11 protein-coding genes and 4 tRNA genes are annotated in these 16,289 nt (G+C 49.5%); 13 read left to right on the plus strand and 2 right to left on the minus strand.

What is annotated here, in order from left to right; all coding sequences use genetic code 11:
• Positions 1-18 precede the first annotated feature (18 nt).
• The 13 genes from ACOMHB_RS03740 (at position 19) to rpoC (ending at position 13,861) form a co-directional block, all read left to right on the plus strand.
• Entirely contained in the window at positions 19-717 is a 699-nt protein-coding gene (locus ACOMHB_RS03740; RefSeq protein WP_448215560.1) for an SPOR domain-containing protein, read from the plus strand.
• A gap of 105 nt (positions 718-822) precedes the next feature.
• Positions 823-906 (plus strand) — tRNA-Tyr (locus ACOMHB_RS03745).
• Positions 907-976: 70 nt separating this feature from the next.
• Positions 977-1,050, plus strand: a tRNA-Gly gene (locus tag ACOMHB_RS03750).
• A 17-nt stretch (positions 1,051-1,067) separates the two neighbouring features.
• Positions 1,068-1,143, plus strand: a tRNA-Thr gene (locus tag ACOMHB_RS03755).
• 148 nt (positions 1,144-1,291) lie between these two features.
• Positions 1,292-1,367 (plus strand) — tRNA-Trp (locus ACOMHB_RS03760).
• 60 nt (positions 1,368-1,427) lie between these two features.
• Positions 1,428-1,799, plus strand: a complete 372-nt coding sequence (gene secE, locus ACOMHB_RS03765) for a preprotein translocase subunit SecE (protein WP_448215561.1) — start codon at positions 1,428-1,430, stop codon at positions 1,797-1,799.
• A 9-nt stretch (positions 1,800-1,808) separates the two neighbouring features.
• Positions 1,809-2,342 (plus strand): transcription termination/antitermination protein NusG, encoded by a 534-nt coding sequence (nusG, locus tag ACOMHB_RS03770; RefSeq protein WP_317143703.1) that lies wholly within the window; start codon positions 1,809-1,811, stop codon positions 2,340-2,342.
• 173 nt (positions 2,343-2,515) lie between these two features.
• On the plus strand, positions 2,516-2,950 hold the full coding sequence (gene rplK, locus ACOMHB_RS03775; RefSeq protein ID WP_252177357.1) for a 50S ribosomal protein L11: 435 nt from the start codon (positions 2,516-2,518) through the stop codon (positions 2,948-2,950).
• Positions 2,950-3,645, plus strand: coding sequence for a 50S ribosomal protein L1 (gene rplA / locus ACOMHB_RS03780; RefSeq protein ID WP_422136663.1), 696 nt, complete (start codon positions 2,950-2,952; stop codon positions 3,643-3,645). Before rplK ends, rplA begins: the two co-directional genes overlap by 1 nt.
• 345 nt (positions 3,646-3,990) lie before the next feature.
• Complete coding sequence (gene rplJ / locus ACOMHB_RS03785) at positions 3,991-4,521, plus strand: 50S ribosomal protein L10 (RefSeq protein ID WP_317143700.1); 531 nt, start codon at positions 3,991-3,993, stop codon at positions 4,519-4,521.
• 132 nt (positions 4,522-4,653) lie between these two features.
• A complete protein-coding gene (gene rplL, locus ACOMHB_RS03790) occupies positions 4,654-5,031 on the plus strand; it encodes a 50S ribosomal protein L7/L12 (protein WP_422136664.1) in 378 nt (125 codons plus the stop codon).
• A gap of 477 nt (positions 5,032-5,508) precedes the next feature.
• Complete coding sequence (rpoB, locus tag ACOMHB_RS03795) at positions 5,509-9,585, plus strand: DNA-directed RNA polymerase subunit beta (RefSeq protein WP_448215562.1); 4,077 nt, start codon at positions 5,509-5,511, stop codon at positions 9,583-9,585.
• A 64-nt stretch (positions 9,586-9,649) separates the two neighbouring features.
• Entirely contained in the window at positions 9,650-13,861 is a 4,212-nt protein-coding gene (gene rpoC / locus ACOMHB_RS03800) for a DNA-directed RNA polymerase subunit beta' (protein WP_422136666.1), read from the plus strand.
• Between the two features lie 228 nt (positions 13,862-14,089).
• On the opposite strand, the gene ACOMHB_RS03805 is transcribed toward rpoC, so the two are convergent.
• On the minus strand, positions 14,090-15,460 hold the full coding sequence (locus ACOMHB_RS03805; RefSeq protein ID WP_448215563.1) for a Fic family protein: 1,371 nt from the start codon (positions 15,458-15,460) through the stop codon (positions 14,090-14,092).
• 113 nt (positions 15,461-15,573) lie between these two features.
• A complete protein-coding gene (locus ACOMHB_RS03810) occupies positions 15,574-16,101 on the minus strand; it encodes a hypothetical protein (RefSeq protein WP_448215564.1) in 528 nt (175 codons plus the stop codon).
• Positions 16,102-16,289: the final 188 nt, after the last annotated feature.

The raw sequence follows: 16,289 nt of genomic DNA on the forward strand, positions 1-16,289 counted from the left end.
CAAAATTCGGTTTTTAGTATGCGCTGGATCGTCCTGGTACTTCTCTTTGCCAATGCCGGCTATTTTGTCTGGGGCTATTATCATCAGTCCCATAAGCCCTACCGGGCTGTAAACGTAGGTGACGAAGTTTCTGTGCAGGCAGGTAAAAGATTGATGCTGCTCTCCGAGGTAGCATCAGAACTCCCTGTGCAAACGCGGGAGAAAAAAACGACAAAGAAAGTCGCTGAAGCCCAGTGTCTTGTAGTGGGGCCTTTTGAATCCTCTGCAAAAGCAGACCATCTGCAGCAGAAACTCTTTTCTCTGGGTATTTCGAGCAGGGAGCGTTCTGACAACGAGGCAGTACTTGCTGACTACTGGGTGCATATTCCTCCCCGAAGTAATCGGCAGTCGGCAATAAGGTTGTTAAGAGAGTTGCAGGGGCAGGGAATAGACAGTTTTGTGATTACCCAGGGTGAGCTGGCTAATGGCATATCTCTGGGGTTATTCAGCAAGGAAGTTTCGGCGAATGAAGTCAGTCGTCGTGTACAAGAGGCGGGTTATGAACCCGCTATTAAAAAGCTACCCCGTGAGCCTGAAACATTCTGGCTGGAGATGACAGATTCAGAAGCAAAGAAGTTAAGCGTCGGTTTCTGGGAGAGGCAGGCTGACGAATACAATGATCTGAAAATGCTGGAAAAAAACTGCAAAAGCGTTGCATCCGACGATTCGATTCACTAATATACGCCTGCGCTTCAGGGCGGCTAGACAAGACAAGCTTTCTGCATAGTTGGCAGGGAACGGGCTTGACATTGAAATGCTCCTGAATAGAATGGCGCAGCACTTGGTGGGGTTCCCGAGCGGCCAAAGGGATCAGACTGTAAATCTGACGCGAAAGCTTCGCTGGTTCGAATCCAGCCCCCACCACCAGATTTCTAAGTCTTCTTTCTTGTAAGTTGGCTTGATAAGTGGGCATACTGCATGATGTAGGTCCTGCTTTGCGGGTATAGTTCAATGGTAGAACCTCAGCCTTCCAAGCTGATGATGCGGGTTCGATCCCCGCTACCCGCTCCATTAATTCTGATTTAAGTGCTCTTGTAGCTCAGTTGGTAGAGCGCACCCTTGGTAAGGGTGAGGTCGGCAGTTCAAATCTGCTCAAGAGCTCCATATGGTGTAAAGGGGGGTGGATTCCTCCTGTTGGTTGCCTCTGTTTATGAGGTTTAAAAAAGAATAAGACTTTTCAGCTTGATTGGGGTCGATTATAATTGATCGGTCCTTGTATCGGGGTAGGTATCACAAGACTGCTCAAAGATACAGGCCAGTAGTTCAATTGGTAGAGCACCGGTCTCCAAAACCGGGGGTTGGGGGTTCGATTCCCTCCTGGCCTGCCATTTCTATATTATGTCAGTATAATTTCTGGCAAAGCTTTTCCGAATAGAGATAGTCAACCGATGAGTGGAAAACCTGAAGTAGCACCTAAAGGACGACTGGATGGCCTCATGTGGGCCCTTGTTGCGGTTCTGCTGGCCGCTGGTGTTGGTGGGAATGTTTACTTTGGTGAGTATTCTGTTCTCTACAGGGCGCTGGCTTTGGTGGCCTTGGCTGCAGTGGCCGGGTTTGTTGCGCTTCAAACCGTAAAAGGTGATGCTTTTTGGACGCTGGTCAAGGAAGCTAAGGTTGAGATTCGCAAAGTAGTCTGGCCGACTCGTCAGGAAACTGTTCAGACCACGCTGATTGTTGTAGCTGTGGTTGTAATTATGGGGCTCATTTTGTGGGCGCTTGATTCTCTGCTAGGCTGGATTATCAGCAGCCTGATTGGATAGGGATAAATAATGGCGAAACGTTGGTATGTGGTTCATGCCTACTCCGGCTACGAAAAGCAGGTGATGCGTTCGCTGATTGAGCGCGTAAAGCTTCACGGTATGGAGGATCTCTTTGGTGAGATTTTGGTGCCTACCGAAGAAGTGGTTGAAATCAGAAACGGTCAGAAGCGTAAAAGTGAGCGTAAATTCTTCCCTGGATATGTATTAGTCCAGATGGAAATGAACGAAGATAGCTGGCATCTTATTAAAGATACCCCTCGGGTCATGGGTTTTATTGGTGGTACGGCGGACAAGCCTGCACCAATCACCGAAAAAGAGGCGGATGCCATACTGCAGCGTGTTCAGGAAGGTGTTGAGAAACCACGTCCCAAGACGCTGTTTGAACCTGGTGAGATGGTTAGAGTCATTGATGGGCCGTTTGCGGACTTCAATGGTGTGGTGGAAGAAGTGAACTACGAGAAGAGCCGTCTGCATGTTGCGGTAATGATCTTCGGTCGCTCTACACCGGTTGAGCTGGAGTTTGTCCAGGTTGAAAAAGTTTGATCAGTCTTGAGCGGGTCTTGAGGCATAACAGACTTTAAAAAATTCAAGACCCTGTGCTGCGTAAGTAGTGCAGGGTTTTTATCTGAAGGGCGCAAGCCCTGAACGGGTAGCTGAGGCAGTCTGGTGGAAGCCGAAAGTGACTGTTAAAGCGAAGACCCACTATTGAGGTTGATATGGCTAAAAAAGTCGAAGCTTACATCAAACTGCAGGTGCCTGCAGGTAAAGCTAATCCTTCACCACCTGTAGGTCCTGCTCTGGGTCAACACGGCGTGAACATCATGGAGTTTTGTAAGGCGTTCAACGCAAAGACTCAAGAGATGGATGCTGGTATGCCGATTCCGGTAATAATTACCGTATACGGCGATCGAAGCTTCACCTTTGAGACCAAGACTCCGCCTGCATCTGTCCTGCTGAAGAAAGTTCTGAAATTGAAGAAAGGCTCCGGTCGCCCTAACACTGAAAAAGTGGGTACTGCTACTCGTGAGCAGCTTCTGGAAGTGGCCAAGATCAAAGAGCCTGATCTGACTGCAGCAGACGAGGACGCGGCAATTCGCACCATTGCTGGTTCTGCTCGTTCCATGGGTGTCAACGTGGAGGGTGTGGAATAATGGCTAAGATGACCAAGCGCGCCAAGATGATAGCTGAGAAGGTTGTAGCTGAAAAGGCATACTCCTTCGAAGAAGCTGCTAACGTCCTGAAGGAAGTATCCAGCGTTAAGTTCAAAGAATCCGTTGAGATTTCTGTAAATCTGGGTGTGGATCCTCGTAAATCCGATCAGGTAGTTCGTGGTTCTACCGTTCTGCCTGCAGGAACTGGTAAAGACGTTCGTGTTGCTGTATTCACACAGGGCGCAAACGCTGAAGCAGCTAAAGAAGCCGGTGCTGACATCGTTGGTATGGATGATCTGGCTGCTCAGGTCAAAGCGGGCGAAATGAACTTTGACGTAGTTATTGCTTCTCCGGATGCGATGCGCGTTGTAGGTCAGCTTGGCCAGATTCTGGGTCCGCGCGGCCTGATGCCTAACCCGAAAGTGGGTACTGTTACTCCAAATGTTGCTGAAGCGGTTAAAAACGCCAAGGCCGGTCAGGTACGTTTCCGTACTGACAAGAACGGTATTATCCATGCGGGCATCGGTAAGATCGATTTTGAAGCGGGCTCCCTTCAAGAGAACGCTGAAGCACTGCTGGCTGAATTGAAGAAGCTGAAGCCTTCTTCCAGTAAGGGTGTTTACATGAAGAAAGTCACTCTGTCCTCTACCATGGGCCCGGGTCTGACTATCGACATGAGCTCCCTGAATATCTAATATTCACAGCTTTGCTGAAAACAGCCCGGAGCTGAGAGTCGGCCCTGAGCTGGTTAACGAATAGTGGAAAGCTGCAGGCAGGATATCTGCAGTATCCGAAAGACTTTGGGGTCTCCGGTTTTCGGAGGCCGTCAAAGATCGTAGGTGTGAAGATCTGTGCCTGTTAAATCAGGGTTGGGCCAGGAGGCCTGACAAAAAGATCGACGCTTAATTTCCTGCGTAGACGGTGAGCAATACAAAAGACTGTTTCAGTATTTTGTTATTAACCCTTCACCGTATTGTAACTGCCCGGTTACTCAGTGGCTGAATAGCCGGGTGTTAACTTCATAATTTGGAGTAAAGCCAATGGCGTTAGGACTCGAAGACAAGAAGGCGATTGTCGCCGAAGTCAGCGAGGCTGCACAAAGCGCTCTGTCGGCTGTAATCGCGGACTACCGTGGTCTCACGGTTGACCAGATGACTCAACTGCGTAAGCAGGCTCGTGAAGGTAACGTATACCTGAAGGTTGTACGTAATACCTTGGCCAGGCGCGCTGTTGAAGGTACTGATTTTGAGTGCCTGCAAGACTCTCTGGTTGGTCCAACTGTGCTGGCCTTCTCTCAGGAAGATCCGGGCGCTGCTGCGCGTCTGATTAAGGACTTCGCTAAAGAGAACGATGCTCTGGAAGTTAAGGCTCTGTCCATCTCTGGACAGCTTCTGGGAGCAGAACAGATTGATGTTCTGGCCAAGATGCCTACTCTGGATCAGGCTCGCGCGATGCTGATGAGTGTAATGATTGCACCTGTAACCAAGCTGGCCAGAACTCTGAACGAGTTCCCAAGCAGCATTACACGTGTAATGGCAGCTGTTGCCGACGAGAAAAAGAAAGCCGCCTAAGCCTCTTGGCAGGCATTAAAGCCCTTAGTGCGTGGGAGGCCTTTAATCCGGGTGCTCTCCAGGTGGCTGATTTTTTCTCTTATTTAATGAATTCCGGGGTTTTACCCCAAAAAAGATTTTTGGAGACATACAATGGCTCTGTCTAAAGAAGATATCCTGAATGCAATCGCTGAAATGTCCGTAATGGACGTTGTTGAGCTGGTTGAAGCTATGGAAGAGAAGTTCGGCGTTTCTGCTGCTGCTGCAGTTGCTGCTGCCCCTGCTGCTGCTGGCGACGCTGGCGCTGCGGCTGCCGAACAGACTGAATTCGACGTAATTCTGACTGCTGCTGGCGACAAGAAAGTAAACGTAATTAAGGTTGTTCGCGGCGCGACTGGCTTGGGTCTGAAAGAAGCTAAAGCTGTTGTAGATGGCGCTCCTGCTCCTCTGAAAGAAGGCGTGAGCAAGGAAGAAGCTGAAGACCTGAAGAAGCAGCTGGAAGAAGCTGGCGCTTCCGTAGAAGTTAAGTAATTCTACGACAGCGTTGAAATATCCAGAGCCTATTGCATAATAGACTCAGGTGGCTGGTGCCTTTATGGCACCGGCCTTTTTCCGTTGTATGAGCTATATCGTTCCATGCTGGATGGCAGTGTTCGATGGCTTATTAAATTGATGGGATTCAGATCGGTATTGGCACAGGCTGAACTGTGTGTTACCGCCGAAGTGAACCTCCATCAATCTGAGAAAGTTGCAGTGTCATTGGCAGAGTGGGAGCCTTACCGGAAATCGACAGCTCGGATCATGATCCGTTGGAGCGCAATTTCCGGTCAGATTCTCAGAATGAAAGCCCTGCTTTCATTCTGGACGCTAAAGCTCATGCAACGGTAACGGTTGAAATCACCGTTTTTTAATTGGGTATCAAAAGGGGGCCACCCGCCCTCAATAAACCTAGATGGCCAGGCCAGACGGTCTGAAGCCAGAACCAGGTGACCAAGCTGGGGAACGCTGATGGCATACTCGTATACAGAGAAAAAACGCATCCGCAAAGACTTCGGCAAACTGCCGCATGTCATGAATGTGCCCTATCTTCTGGCTATTCAGCTTGATTCTTATCACAAGCTGCTGCAGTCCGGAAAAGAGCCGACCGCACGTGAAGACATTGGTCTTCATGCTGCATTCAAATCCGTATTTCCAATCGTAAGCTACTCTGGAAATGCGGCGCTGGAATACGTGAGCTACAGGCTCAGTACTCCTGCGTTTGATGTCAAGGAATGTCAACTTCGAGGTGTAACTTACGCAGTACCTCTGCGGGTGAAAGTGCGCCTTATCATTTATGACAAAGACTCTGCCAACAAGGCAATCAAAGATATCAAGGAACAGGAAGTTTACATGGGCGAAATTCCGCTCATGACTGAGAACGGTACCTTTGTAATCAATGGTACTGAGCGTGTTATCGTATCTCAGCTTCATCGTTCTCCTGGTGTATTCTTTGACCACGATCGTGGTAAAACACACTCTTCAGGCAAGCTGCTATACTCCGCCCGTGTTATTCCTTACCGTGGCTCATGGCTGGACTTCGAGTTCGATCCCAAGGACATGCTTTACGTGCGTATCGACCGTCGTCGCAAGCTGCCTGCTACGATCCTTCTGCGTGCTCTGGGCATGAGTAATGAAGAGATCCTGAACTACTTCTTCGATACTGTAGATTTCAGCATCGGTGCTGAAAGTGTCAGTACCGAGTTTGCCGCCGAGCGTCTGCGTGGTGAAGCTGCAAGCTTTGATATTAAAGACGGTGAAGGCAATGTTCTGGTTGAACAGGGGCGTCGTGTTACTGCACGTCACATCCGTCAGCTGAAAAAAGCCAATATTGAACAGCTGGAAGCTCCCGTTGAGTACATTTACGGAAAAGTCCTGGCCAAAACCGTTATAGATTCCGCGACCGGTGAGATCATTGTTGATTGCAACACTGAAATTACCCTGGAAGTATACGAAAAGCTGCTGGCAGCTGGTATCAAGCAGGTTGAAACCCTGTACATCAATGAACTGGATTGCGGTTCATATATTTCCGATACGCTGCGCAGTGACACTACTACAAACCGTCTGGAAGCTCTGGTAGAAATCTACCGCATGATGCGTCCTGGCGAGCCACCCACTCAAGAAGCAGCAGAAACGCTGTTTGGTAACCTGTTCTTCTCTGCAGAGCGTTATGACCTCTCAGCTGTAGGTCGTATGAAATTCAATCGTCGTCTGGGTCGTGAAGAAGACATCGGTTCCGGTGTTCTGGACAACACCGACATTGTTGATGTTCTGAAGACGTTGGTAGACATCCGAAATGGTCAGGGTATCTGTGACGATATTGACCATCTGGGTAACCGTCGCGTCCGTTCTGTGGGTGAAATGGCTGAAAACCAGTTCCGTGTCGGCCTGGTTCGTGTTGAGCGTGCCGTTAAGGAACGTCTGAGTCTGGCAGAGTCTGAAGGCCTGATGCCTCAGGATCTGATTAACGCCAAGCCTGTTGCAGCGGCTATCAAGGAATTCTTCGGCTCCAGCCAGCTGTCCCAGTTTATGGATCAGAACAACCCGCTGTCCGAGGTGACTCACAAGCGTCGTGTATCAGCACTCGGCCCGGGTGGTTTGACCCGTGAGCGTGCCGGCTTTGAAGTTCGGGACGTACACCCGACTCACTACGGTCGTGTATGCCCTATTGAAACGCCTGAAGGTCCGAACATCGGTCTGATCAACTCTCTGGCGACCTATGCCCGTACTAACGATTATGGTTTCCTGGAGTCTCCTTACCGCAAGGTAGTAGATGGCAAGGTAACTGATGATATTGATTACCTCTCTGCCATCGAAGAAGGTGAGTATGTTATTGCTCAGGCTTCTGCGAAAATGGACGACAGTAATAACCTGACTGAAGAGCTGGTTAACGTTCGTCACCGTAACGAATTTACTCTGATGGGTCCTGAAAAAGTCCAGTACATGGACGTTTCGACCAAGCAGGTGGTATCCGTTGCGGCATCCCTTATTCCATTCCTCGAGCACGACGATGCTAACCGTGCTTTGATGGGATCGAACATGCAACGTCAGGCCGTTCCAACCCTGCGTGCCGACAAGCCTCTGGTAGGTACTGGCATGGAGCGTAACGTGGCTTCTGACTCCGGTGTTTGCGTTGTTGCCCAGCGTGGCGGTGTGATTGATACCGTTGACGCTGCCAAGATCGTTGTTCGTGTCAACAACGACGAGTTGCAACCAGGTGAGGCCGGTGTCGATATCTACAACCTGACCAAGTATACCCGTTCTAACCAGAATACCTGTATTAACCAGCGTTCTCTGGTTCGTGCCGGTGAAACCATCGCTCGTGGTGATATTCTGGCTGACGGCCCATCTGTAGACATGGGTGAGCTGGCTCTGGGTCAGAACATGCGCGTAGCCTTCATGCCATGGAACGGTTACAACTTTGAGGACTCGATCCTTATTTCCGAGCGCGTTGTACAGGAAGACCGCTTCACCACGATCCATATTCAGGAACTGACCTGTGTGGCTCGTGACACCAAGCTGGGACCGGAAGAAATTACTTCTGATATTCCTAATGTCGGTGAGTCTGCACTGAACAAACTGGATGAAGCTGGTATTGTTCATGTTGGTGCTGAAGTGGGTGCCGGTGACATTCTGGTCGGTAAGGTAACTCCTAAAGGCGAAACCCAGCTGACTCCGGAAGAAAAACTGCTGCGTGCGATCTTCGGTGAGAAGGCTTCCGACGTTAAAGATACTTCCTTGCGTGTGCCAACTTCTGTTAAGGGTACCGTCATCGACGTACAGGTATTCACCCGTGACGGCGTTGAAAAAGACAGTCGTGCCCAGGGCATCGAAAAGGCGGCTCTGGACGAATACCGCAAGGACTTGAACGAAGAGTTCCGTATCGTTGAAGAAGATACCTTCGATCGTCTGCGTGAAGCTCTGCGTGGTCAGCCTGTCGACCGTGGTCCTGGCCTGAGCAAGGGCAACACCATCACTGACGAATTCCTGAATGATCTGGAACACGAACAGTGGTTCCGTCTGTCCATGTCTGACGAGGCCCTGAACGAACAGCTGGATCTGGCTAAAGAACAGCTGAAAGAACGTCGTGCACAGCTCGACGAGCGCTTCGAAGACAAGAAGAAAAAGCTGCAGACCGGTGATGACATGGCGCCTGGCGTCCTGAAAATTGTCAAGGTTTATCTGGCTATCAAGCGTCGCATTCAGCCAGGTGACAAAATGGCGGGTCGTCACGGTAACAAGGGGGTTATCTCCATCATCATGCCTGTCGAGGACATGCCCTATGATGAAGAAGGTAATCCGGTTGATATCGTACTTAACCCGCTGGGTGTACCGTCTCGGATGAACGTAGGGCAGGTTCTGGAAACTCACTTGGGAGCTGCGGCTCGTGGTCTGGGTCACAAGATCAACCGCATGATCGAGTCTCAGAAGAAAGTCGCTGAAATCCGTGAATTCCTGGATCAGGTCTATAACGGAGTGGGTGGCGGACGTGTTGAGGAGTTGGACAAGTTCACTGACGAAGAAGTCATGGAACTGGCCAACAACCTGCGCGGCGGTGTACCGATGGCTACTTCAGTATTTGATGGAGCCAAAGAGTCTGAGGTTAAGGAACTGCTGCGTCTGGCAGACCTGAGCGACACGGGACAGGTAAAATTGCACGACGGCCGTACTGGCGATGCCTTTGACCGTCCTGTCACTGTGGGCTACATGTACATGCTGAAGCTCAACCACTTGGTTGATGATAAAATGCACGCACGTTCTACAGGCTCCTACTCTCTGGTTACCCAGCAACCGCTGGGTGGTAAGGCCCAGTTCGGTGGTCAGCGTTTCGGTGAGATGGAGGTATGGGCACTGGAAGCCTACGGTGCTGCCTACACCCTGCAGGAAATGCTGACTGTTAAGTCTGATGATGTGACCGGGCGTACCAAGATGTATAAAAACATTGTCGATGGTGATCATCGAATGGAAGCCGGGATGCCCGAATCCTTCAACGTACTGTTGAAAGAGATTCGCTCTCTGGGTATCGACATTGAGCTGGACACCGAATAACGAATACGTGAAATCCGCCGGTCAGGCATAGTCTGGCCAGCAGGTGGATCGAGGAGATGCGATCTTGAAAGACCTACTGAATCTACTCAAGACCCAGGGTCAAACCGAAGAGTTTGACTCGATTCGTATCGGTCTGGCTTCCCCAGAAATGGTACGTTCCTGGTCTTACGGTGAAGTTAAAAAGCCGGAAACAATCAACTACCGTACGTTCAAGCCTGAGCGTGACGGCCTTTTCTGTGCCAAGATCTTTGGTCCGGTCAAGGACTACGAGTGCTTGTGCGGTAAATACAAGCGTCTTAAGCACCGTGGTGTCATCTGTGAAAAATGTGGTGTAGAAGTCGCGCTGGCGAAAGTGCGTCGTGACCGCATGGGTCACATCGAACTGGCCAGCCCTGTTGCTCACATCTGGTTCCTGAAGTCTCTGCCATCCCGTATCGGTCTGTTATTGGACATGACCCTGCGTGATATCGAGCGGGTACTGTACTTTGAGTCTTACGTAGTGATTGATCCGGGTATGACGACCCTGGAGAAAAACCAGCTGCTGAACGATGAGCAGTACTACGAGGCTCTGGAAGAGTTTGGTGACGACTTTGATGCCCGTATGGGTGCTGAAGCCATCAAAGCTCTGTTGGCTGACATCGAGCTGGGTGAAGAAGTTGACATGCTGCGTGAAGAAATTCCGCAGACCAATTCCGAAACCAAACTGAAGAAACTGAGCAAACGTCTGAAACTGCTGGAAGCTTTCCACAAATCAGGTAACAACCCTGAGTGGATGATTCTGACTGTTCTGCCGGTTCTGCCACCCGATCTGCGCCCTCTGGTGCCGTTGGATGGTGGTCGCTTTGCGACGTCTGACCTGAATGACCTTTACCGTCGTGTAATCAACCGTAACAACCGTCTGAAGCGTCTGCTCGATCTTAATGCTCCAGACATCATTGTCCGCAATGAAAAGCGTATGCTGCAGGAATCTGTAGACGCGCTGCTGGATAATGGTCGTCGCGGTCGTGCTATCACCGGTTCCAATAAGCGTCCCCTGAAATCCCTGGCTGACATGATCAAGGGTAAACAGGGCCGTTTCCGTCAGAACCTGCTCGGTAAGCGTGTTGACTACTCTGGCCGTTCTGTAATTACCGTAGGTCCTACCCTGCGTCTGCATCAGTGTGGTCTGCCCAAGAAAATGGCTCTGGAGCTGTTCAAGCCATTCATTTTCGGCAAGTTGGAAGCCAAAGGTCTGGCGACCACCATCAAAGCTGCCAAGAAGATGGTAGAGCGTGAAACCCCTGAGGTTTGGGACGTTCTGGCTGATGTAATCCGAGAACACCCGGTGATGCTGAACCGTGCACCTACACTGCACCGTCTCGGTATCCAGGCGTTCGAACCGGTTCTGATCGAAGGTAAGGCGATTCAACTGCATCCGCTGGTGTGTGCGGCTTATAACGCTGACTTTGATGGTGACCAGATGGCGGTACACGTACCTCTGACTCTGGAAGCTCAACTGGAAGCCCGTGCCCTGATGATGTCTACCAACAACATTCTGGCACCAGCAAGTGGCGAACCTATTATTGTACCTTCCCAGGACGTAGTACTGGGTCTTTACTACATCACCCGTGACCGTATTAACGCCAGGGGTGAAGGCATGGCCTTCGTTGACGTAAACGAAGCCCTGCGTGCCTACCGTACCGGTCATGCTGATCTCCATGCCCGTATCAAGGTACGTGTTGCTGAAAAGTACAAAGACGACGACGGCGTAGAGCACAGCAACGCTTTCCTGGCAGATACTACCATTGGTCGTATCCTGCTATGGGAAATCGTACCTGAAGGTCTGCCTTTCGAACTGGTCAACCAGACCATGAAGAAGAAGGCGATCTCCCGTCTGCTGAATACCTGTTATCGCAACGTGGGTCTCAAGGAAACCGTTATCTTCGCTGACCAGATGCTGTATATGGGGTTCCATTATGCGACGATTTCCGGTTCCTCAATCGGTGTTAACGACTTTGTTATCCCGGGCGACAAGAGCCGTATCATTGATGACGCTAACGAAGAAGTGCGTGAGATTGAAAACCAGTTTGCTTCCGGTCTGGTGACACAGGGTGAGAAGTACAACAAGGTGATCGACATCTGGTCCCGTGCCAACGAATTGCTGGCCAAGCGCATGATGGACAACCTGAAGTCCGACACCGTGATCAACCGTCAGGGTGAAGAGGAAGAACAGGAATCCTTCAACAGTGTTTACATGATGGCCGACTCCGGTGCTCGTGGTAGTGCTGCACAGATTCGTCAGCTGGCCGGTATGCGTGGTCTGATGGCCAAGCCGGATGGCTCCATCATCGAAACGCCGATTACCGCAAACTTCCGTGAAGGTCTGAACGTACTGCAGTACTTCATCTCTACTCACGGTGCTCGTAAAGGTCTGGCAGACACCGCTCTGAAAACAGCGAACTCCGGTTACCTGACCCGTCGTCTGGTAGACGTTGCCCAGGATTTGGTAGTGACTGAAGACGACTGTGGCACTGTCCGTGGTCTGCAGATGACTCCGCACATCGAAGGTGGTGAAGTCGTAGAACCTCTGGGTGAACGTATCCTGGGTCGTGTGGTTGCTGAAGACGTACTCAAGCCGGGTGCAGAGAATGAAATCGCTGTACCTGCCGGTACCCTGATCGATGAGGCCTGGGTTAAGCGCCTGGAGCTGATGAACGTTGACGAAGTCAGGGTTCGTTCTCCAATTACCTGTGAAACCCGCTACGGCATCTGTTCCAAGTGTTATGGCCGTGACCTGGGTCGTGGACACCTGGTTAACAAAGGGGAAGCGGTCGGCGTTATCGCTGCCCAGTCAATCGGTGAGCCCGGTACCCAGCTGACCATGCGTACCTTCCACATCGGTGGTGCTGCATCCCGTGCATCTGCACAGGACAACATCTCTGTTAAGAACAAGGGTACCGCCCGTCTGCTGAACCTGAAGCACGTTGAGCGTAAAGACGGTGCGCTAGTTGCTGTAAGCCGTTCTGGTCAGCTCGCTATCGCAGATGAATTCGGACGTGAGCGTGAGCGTTACAAGCTGCCATACGGTGCGGTTCTGTCTGTCAAGGACGGTATTGAAGTAGAAGCCGGTCAGATAGTGGCCAAGTGGGACCCACACACCCACCCCATCGTGACCGAACTGTCCGGTACCGTTAAGTTTCTGGGCATGGAAGAAGGCATTACCGTCAAGACTCAGACGGATGAGTTGACCGGTTTGTCCAACATCGAAGTTCTGGATCCTAAGGATCGTCCTTCTGCTGGAAAGGATATCCGTCCTGCTATCCAGTTGCTGGATGCTAATGGCAAAGAACTGAAGCTGCCAAATACTGATGTAACAGCTCAGTACTTCCTGCCTGCGAACGCTCTGGTGAACCTGGCCGACGGCGCGACGGTAGAAATTGGTGACGTAGTTGCCCGTATTCCGCAGCAGTCCGGCGGTAACAAGGACATCACCGGTGGTCTGCCACGAGTGGCCGACCTGTTTGAAGCCCGTAAGCCCAAAGAGCACTCTATCCTTGCGGAAATCACTGGTACCATCGGTTTTGGTAAAGAGACCAAGGGCAAGAAGCGTCTGGTCATCACCCCGAACGATGGCAGCGATCCTTATGAGGAGCTGATTCCGAAGTGGCGTCACCTGAACGTGTTCGAAGGTGAACAGGTGACCAAGGGTGAAGTTATTTCTGACGGTCCTACGAACCCCCACGACATTCTGCGTCTACTTGGCGTTGGTGAGCTGGCCCGTTACATCGTTAACGAAATCCAGGATGTATACCGTCTGCAGGGCGTTAAGATTAACGACAAGCACATCGAAACCATTCTGCGTCAGATGCTGCGTAAAGTTGAAGTGACCGACACCGGTGATTCTTCTCTGATCCGCGGTGACCAGTTAGAACTGACCACTGTTCTGGAAGAAAACGAGAAGCTGGGCGATCAGGATCAGATTCTTGCCAAGTACGACAGGGTTCTGCTAGGTATCACCAAGGCATCTCTGGCCACTGAGTCCTTCATCTCTGCGGCTTCCTTCCAGGAAACCACAAGAGTTCTGACCGAAGCAGCTGTTACCGGTAAGCGTGACTACCTGCGTGGTCTGAAGGAGAACGTAGTCGTGGGTCGTCTGATTCCTGCAGGTACAGGTCTGACTTACCACGAAGAACGTCGTAAGGGTCGTGAAGAGCCTGAGTTTGAAGTACCGAGCAAGGTATCTGCTTCTGAAGTTGAAGCGGCTCTGTCTGAAGCTCTTAACTTCGGCGAGGTGTAAAAATAGGCTGACGCCTGTTTTTATACAGTGAGCTAAATGAGAGAGGCTGCCTTCGGGTGGCCTTTCTTATTTTCACAGAGCCAGTTGCTGTCTCGTAAATGTTCAACGATGGCTTTTATTTACCTGTAGTTTGGTACGCTCTGACGCAGACACGGTAAGCTATTTCTATGTAACGCAATTTCGTGACAACCAATAGCAAGGGCAGGTTGGTTGAACGAGTGCTGCTGCTTATTTCCCAGCCAGCCAGATATAAAATTGGCTTTCTGATATTCCAAGGCCAATGATAGCGCCAGCGTGGAGATTGTTAAGGTCGGTCATTGTCATAGCCATAAACCTCTCAACATCTCCGATGCCATTGTTCAGGCAGAATTGTTCGATAAGTTGAGCCGCATCTTGACGGTGTAAATTATCACGGATGACCTGACCCATGACCTGTTTTCTCAAATGTCGGTGTTGGACTCGGAAGGCATCGATCTCTCCCAGTGACTTTTTGACAACTTCGTACTGATTGCAGGAGCAAAGATAAGCCCAGGCAAATAGATCCAGCATAGGGCTGATGTCATTAAATTCATAAATTGCCAGCAGTGCGGCAATATAGTCATCGCGGGGGACATCGGTAAAGCTTAGAGGGCATAGATTCTGCTTGATAAATGGGATATTACAAGTCAGGCGAGAGGTGCGCTTATTGACATCTTCAAATGCCTGCAAGTATGAAAGATGCACCAGAAGAAAGAAGCTCTGTTCGAATGGGTCTTCTATTTTATTGGCTTTGACCATTATCAGTTCCAGCATTTCTCTAAGGATATGAGGGTTTTCGAGAGGCGTGTAACTTGATTTTCCTATTTCGACGGTTACTGTTCGGATGTTACCGCAACTCTGTGGATTTGCCAGTAAGTCCTGGGAGAGGAGGTTGTGCAGGTTGAATAGAGTAAAACTGTCGAGTTTGATCAATTCTGCATTTTCAATGAGAAACAGAATTGCTTCTTTGTGATTCATAATCATCACGGTTTCTTCATGAATTTTTCCATCAGCCGTAATGCCATTTTCAATCAGCTTCTGAGTGTCAAGTTTTGAGTAAGTATTTCCCTCGAGTCGACTTGAGTTGTAAGACAGGTCAATCAGAAGTCTCTGACATATCTGACGGGCATAGGTGCCAGCGGCTAACTGTTGATCAAAGCGTTTACCTTTCAGGAATAGTTGTCTGCGAATGTCATAAGGGACATAACTTGTTTCGTTAGGGACATAAGCTTCGATAAATTCCCTGTTATAGGACACTCTCGTCCGGGCATGGAGCGGTGTTTCCAGCAAATAAAGAGCATTCTGGCTATTGGGGCTGAAAATTAAGCTCGATTTGTCCTTATTTTGTCTCTTACTATCGGTTCGGGAAAGATGAGTCGGATAGTACTTTGTTGTTCTTTTGTTTCCTTCTTTTGCAATAACTCCGTTAGCACAAAGGCTGTTTAACCGTCTCTGTAATGTCTTGTTATTTATAGAAAAAGAAAGTAGATCTGAGATCTCCTTTCGAGCCAGACCTCTTGAATTCAGCTCTATAACTTTAATGATTTCATGAAGTTGATCGCCAATACTTAACGTCATCATTGTCTCTTAAATGTGTCCCTTAAAACCCTATTCGGACAATTATAGGACATGTAAAGGACAAATAAAGGAGATTATGGGACGTTTAAAGGCAGACTGACCTTAGACCGCAAATTTCATTTGAAATGAGCCTGAAAGACAATGGAATAAACGCCTCCCGTCACTCTGACAAATGCGTCATTTTCATGCATTGGACGAATGTATAACTCATCGCCAGAACTGCTTCTTTGCACATCGCTAAGAGCGGTTGTGATCATTACGTGCCTGGGCTCTGTTGCAGGCTGTTGTGAGTTAAGAAATGTTCCTGCACTTGCGAGGTTATATAATCCCTCCGTGGTAACAAATGGTGTTCGTTGATTGTCACTGAGCTGCTTATAATATGCAGCTAATGGAGAGTCTGGTACTTCGAAGGCTTCATGGTGTAGATAGTGGTTCCCATCGTTTGTTCGTATCAGAAACCTTGTGAATATAGCCTGCCTGATGACAGCTATATAGTTCACCATTCCTATTGGCTTATCTATTAGAATTTTTCTTATTTCACCTTGATTGTTTTTGTATTCAAATTGATTGTTAGAAATCTTTTTTATTTCAGCAGCAGTAGAAATAAACGAGATAAATAAAAATATTATCATTGATCTTTTCACTGTGATTCTCTCTTGAAAATTTTACTTTGATTCGGCCTCGATCACAGTTAATCAACATTAGCACAAATACACTATTCAAGCAGTCACATAGTAAGTGCTATCTGCTCGTTCGCTGCGCCCAGCCGATAGTATAAGGCGGCTGAAGCAGGCATTATATTTTTCTACCAATTATCGAGAAAGGTAATAAT

This window comes from Endozoicomonas sp. 2B-B, from assembly GCF_053470045.1.

What these genes read in the sequence shown, in the direction of transcription:
- ACOMHB_RS03740 (WP_448215560.1), top strand. Translation starts at nt 19, where the DNA reads ATGCGCTGGATCGTCCTGGTACTTCTCTTTGCCAATGCCGGCTATTTT.
- secE (WP_448215561.1), top strand. Translation starts at nt 1,428, where the DNA reads ATGAGTGGAAAACCTGAAGTAGCACCTAAAGGACGACTGGATGGCCTC.
- nusG (WP_317143703.1), top strand. Translation starts at nt 1,809, where the DNA reads ATGGCGAAACGTTGGTATGTGGTTCATGCCTACTCCGGCTACGAAAAG.
- rplK (WP_252177357.1), top strand. Translation starts at nt 2,516, where the DNA reads ATGGCTAAAAAAGTCGAAGCTTACATCAAACTGCAGGTGCCTGCAGGT.
- rplA (WP_422136663.1), top strand. Translation starts at nt 2,950, where the DNA reads ATGGCTAAGATGACCAAGCGCGCCAAGATGATAGCTGAGAAGGTTGTA.
- rplJ (WP_317143700.1), top strand. Translation starts at nt 3,991, where the DNA reads ATGGCGTTAGGACTCGAAGACAAGAAGGCGATTGTCGCCGAAGTCAGC.
- rplL (WP_422136664.1), top strand. Translation starts at nt 4,654, where the DNA reads ATGGCTCTGTCTAAAGAAGATATCCTGAATGCAATCGCTGAAATGTCC.
- rpoB (WP_448215562.1), top strand. Translation starts at nt 5,509, where the DNA reads ATGGCATACTCGTATACAGAGAAAAAACGCATCCGCAAAGACTTCGGC.
- ACOMHB_RS03805 (WP_448215563.1), bottom strand. Translation starts at nt 15,460, where the DNA reads ATGATGACGTTAAGTATTGGCGATCAACTTCATGAAATCATTAAAGTT.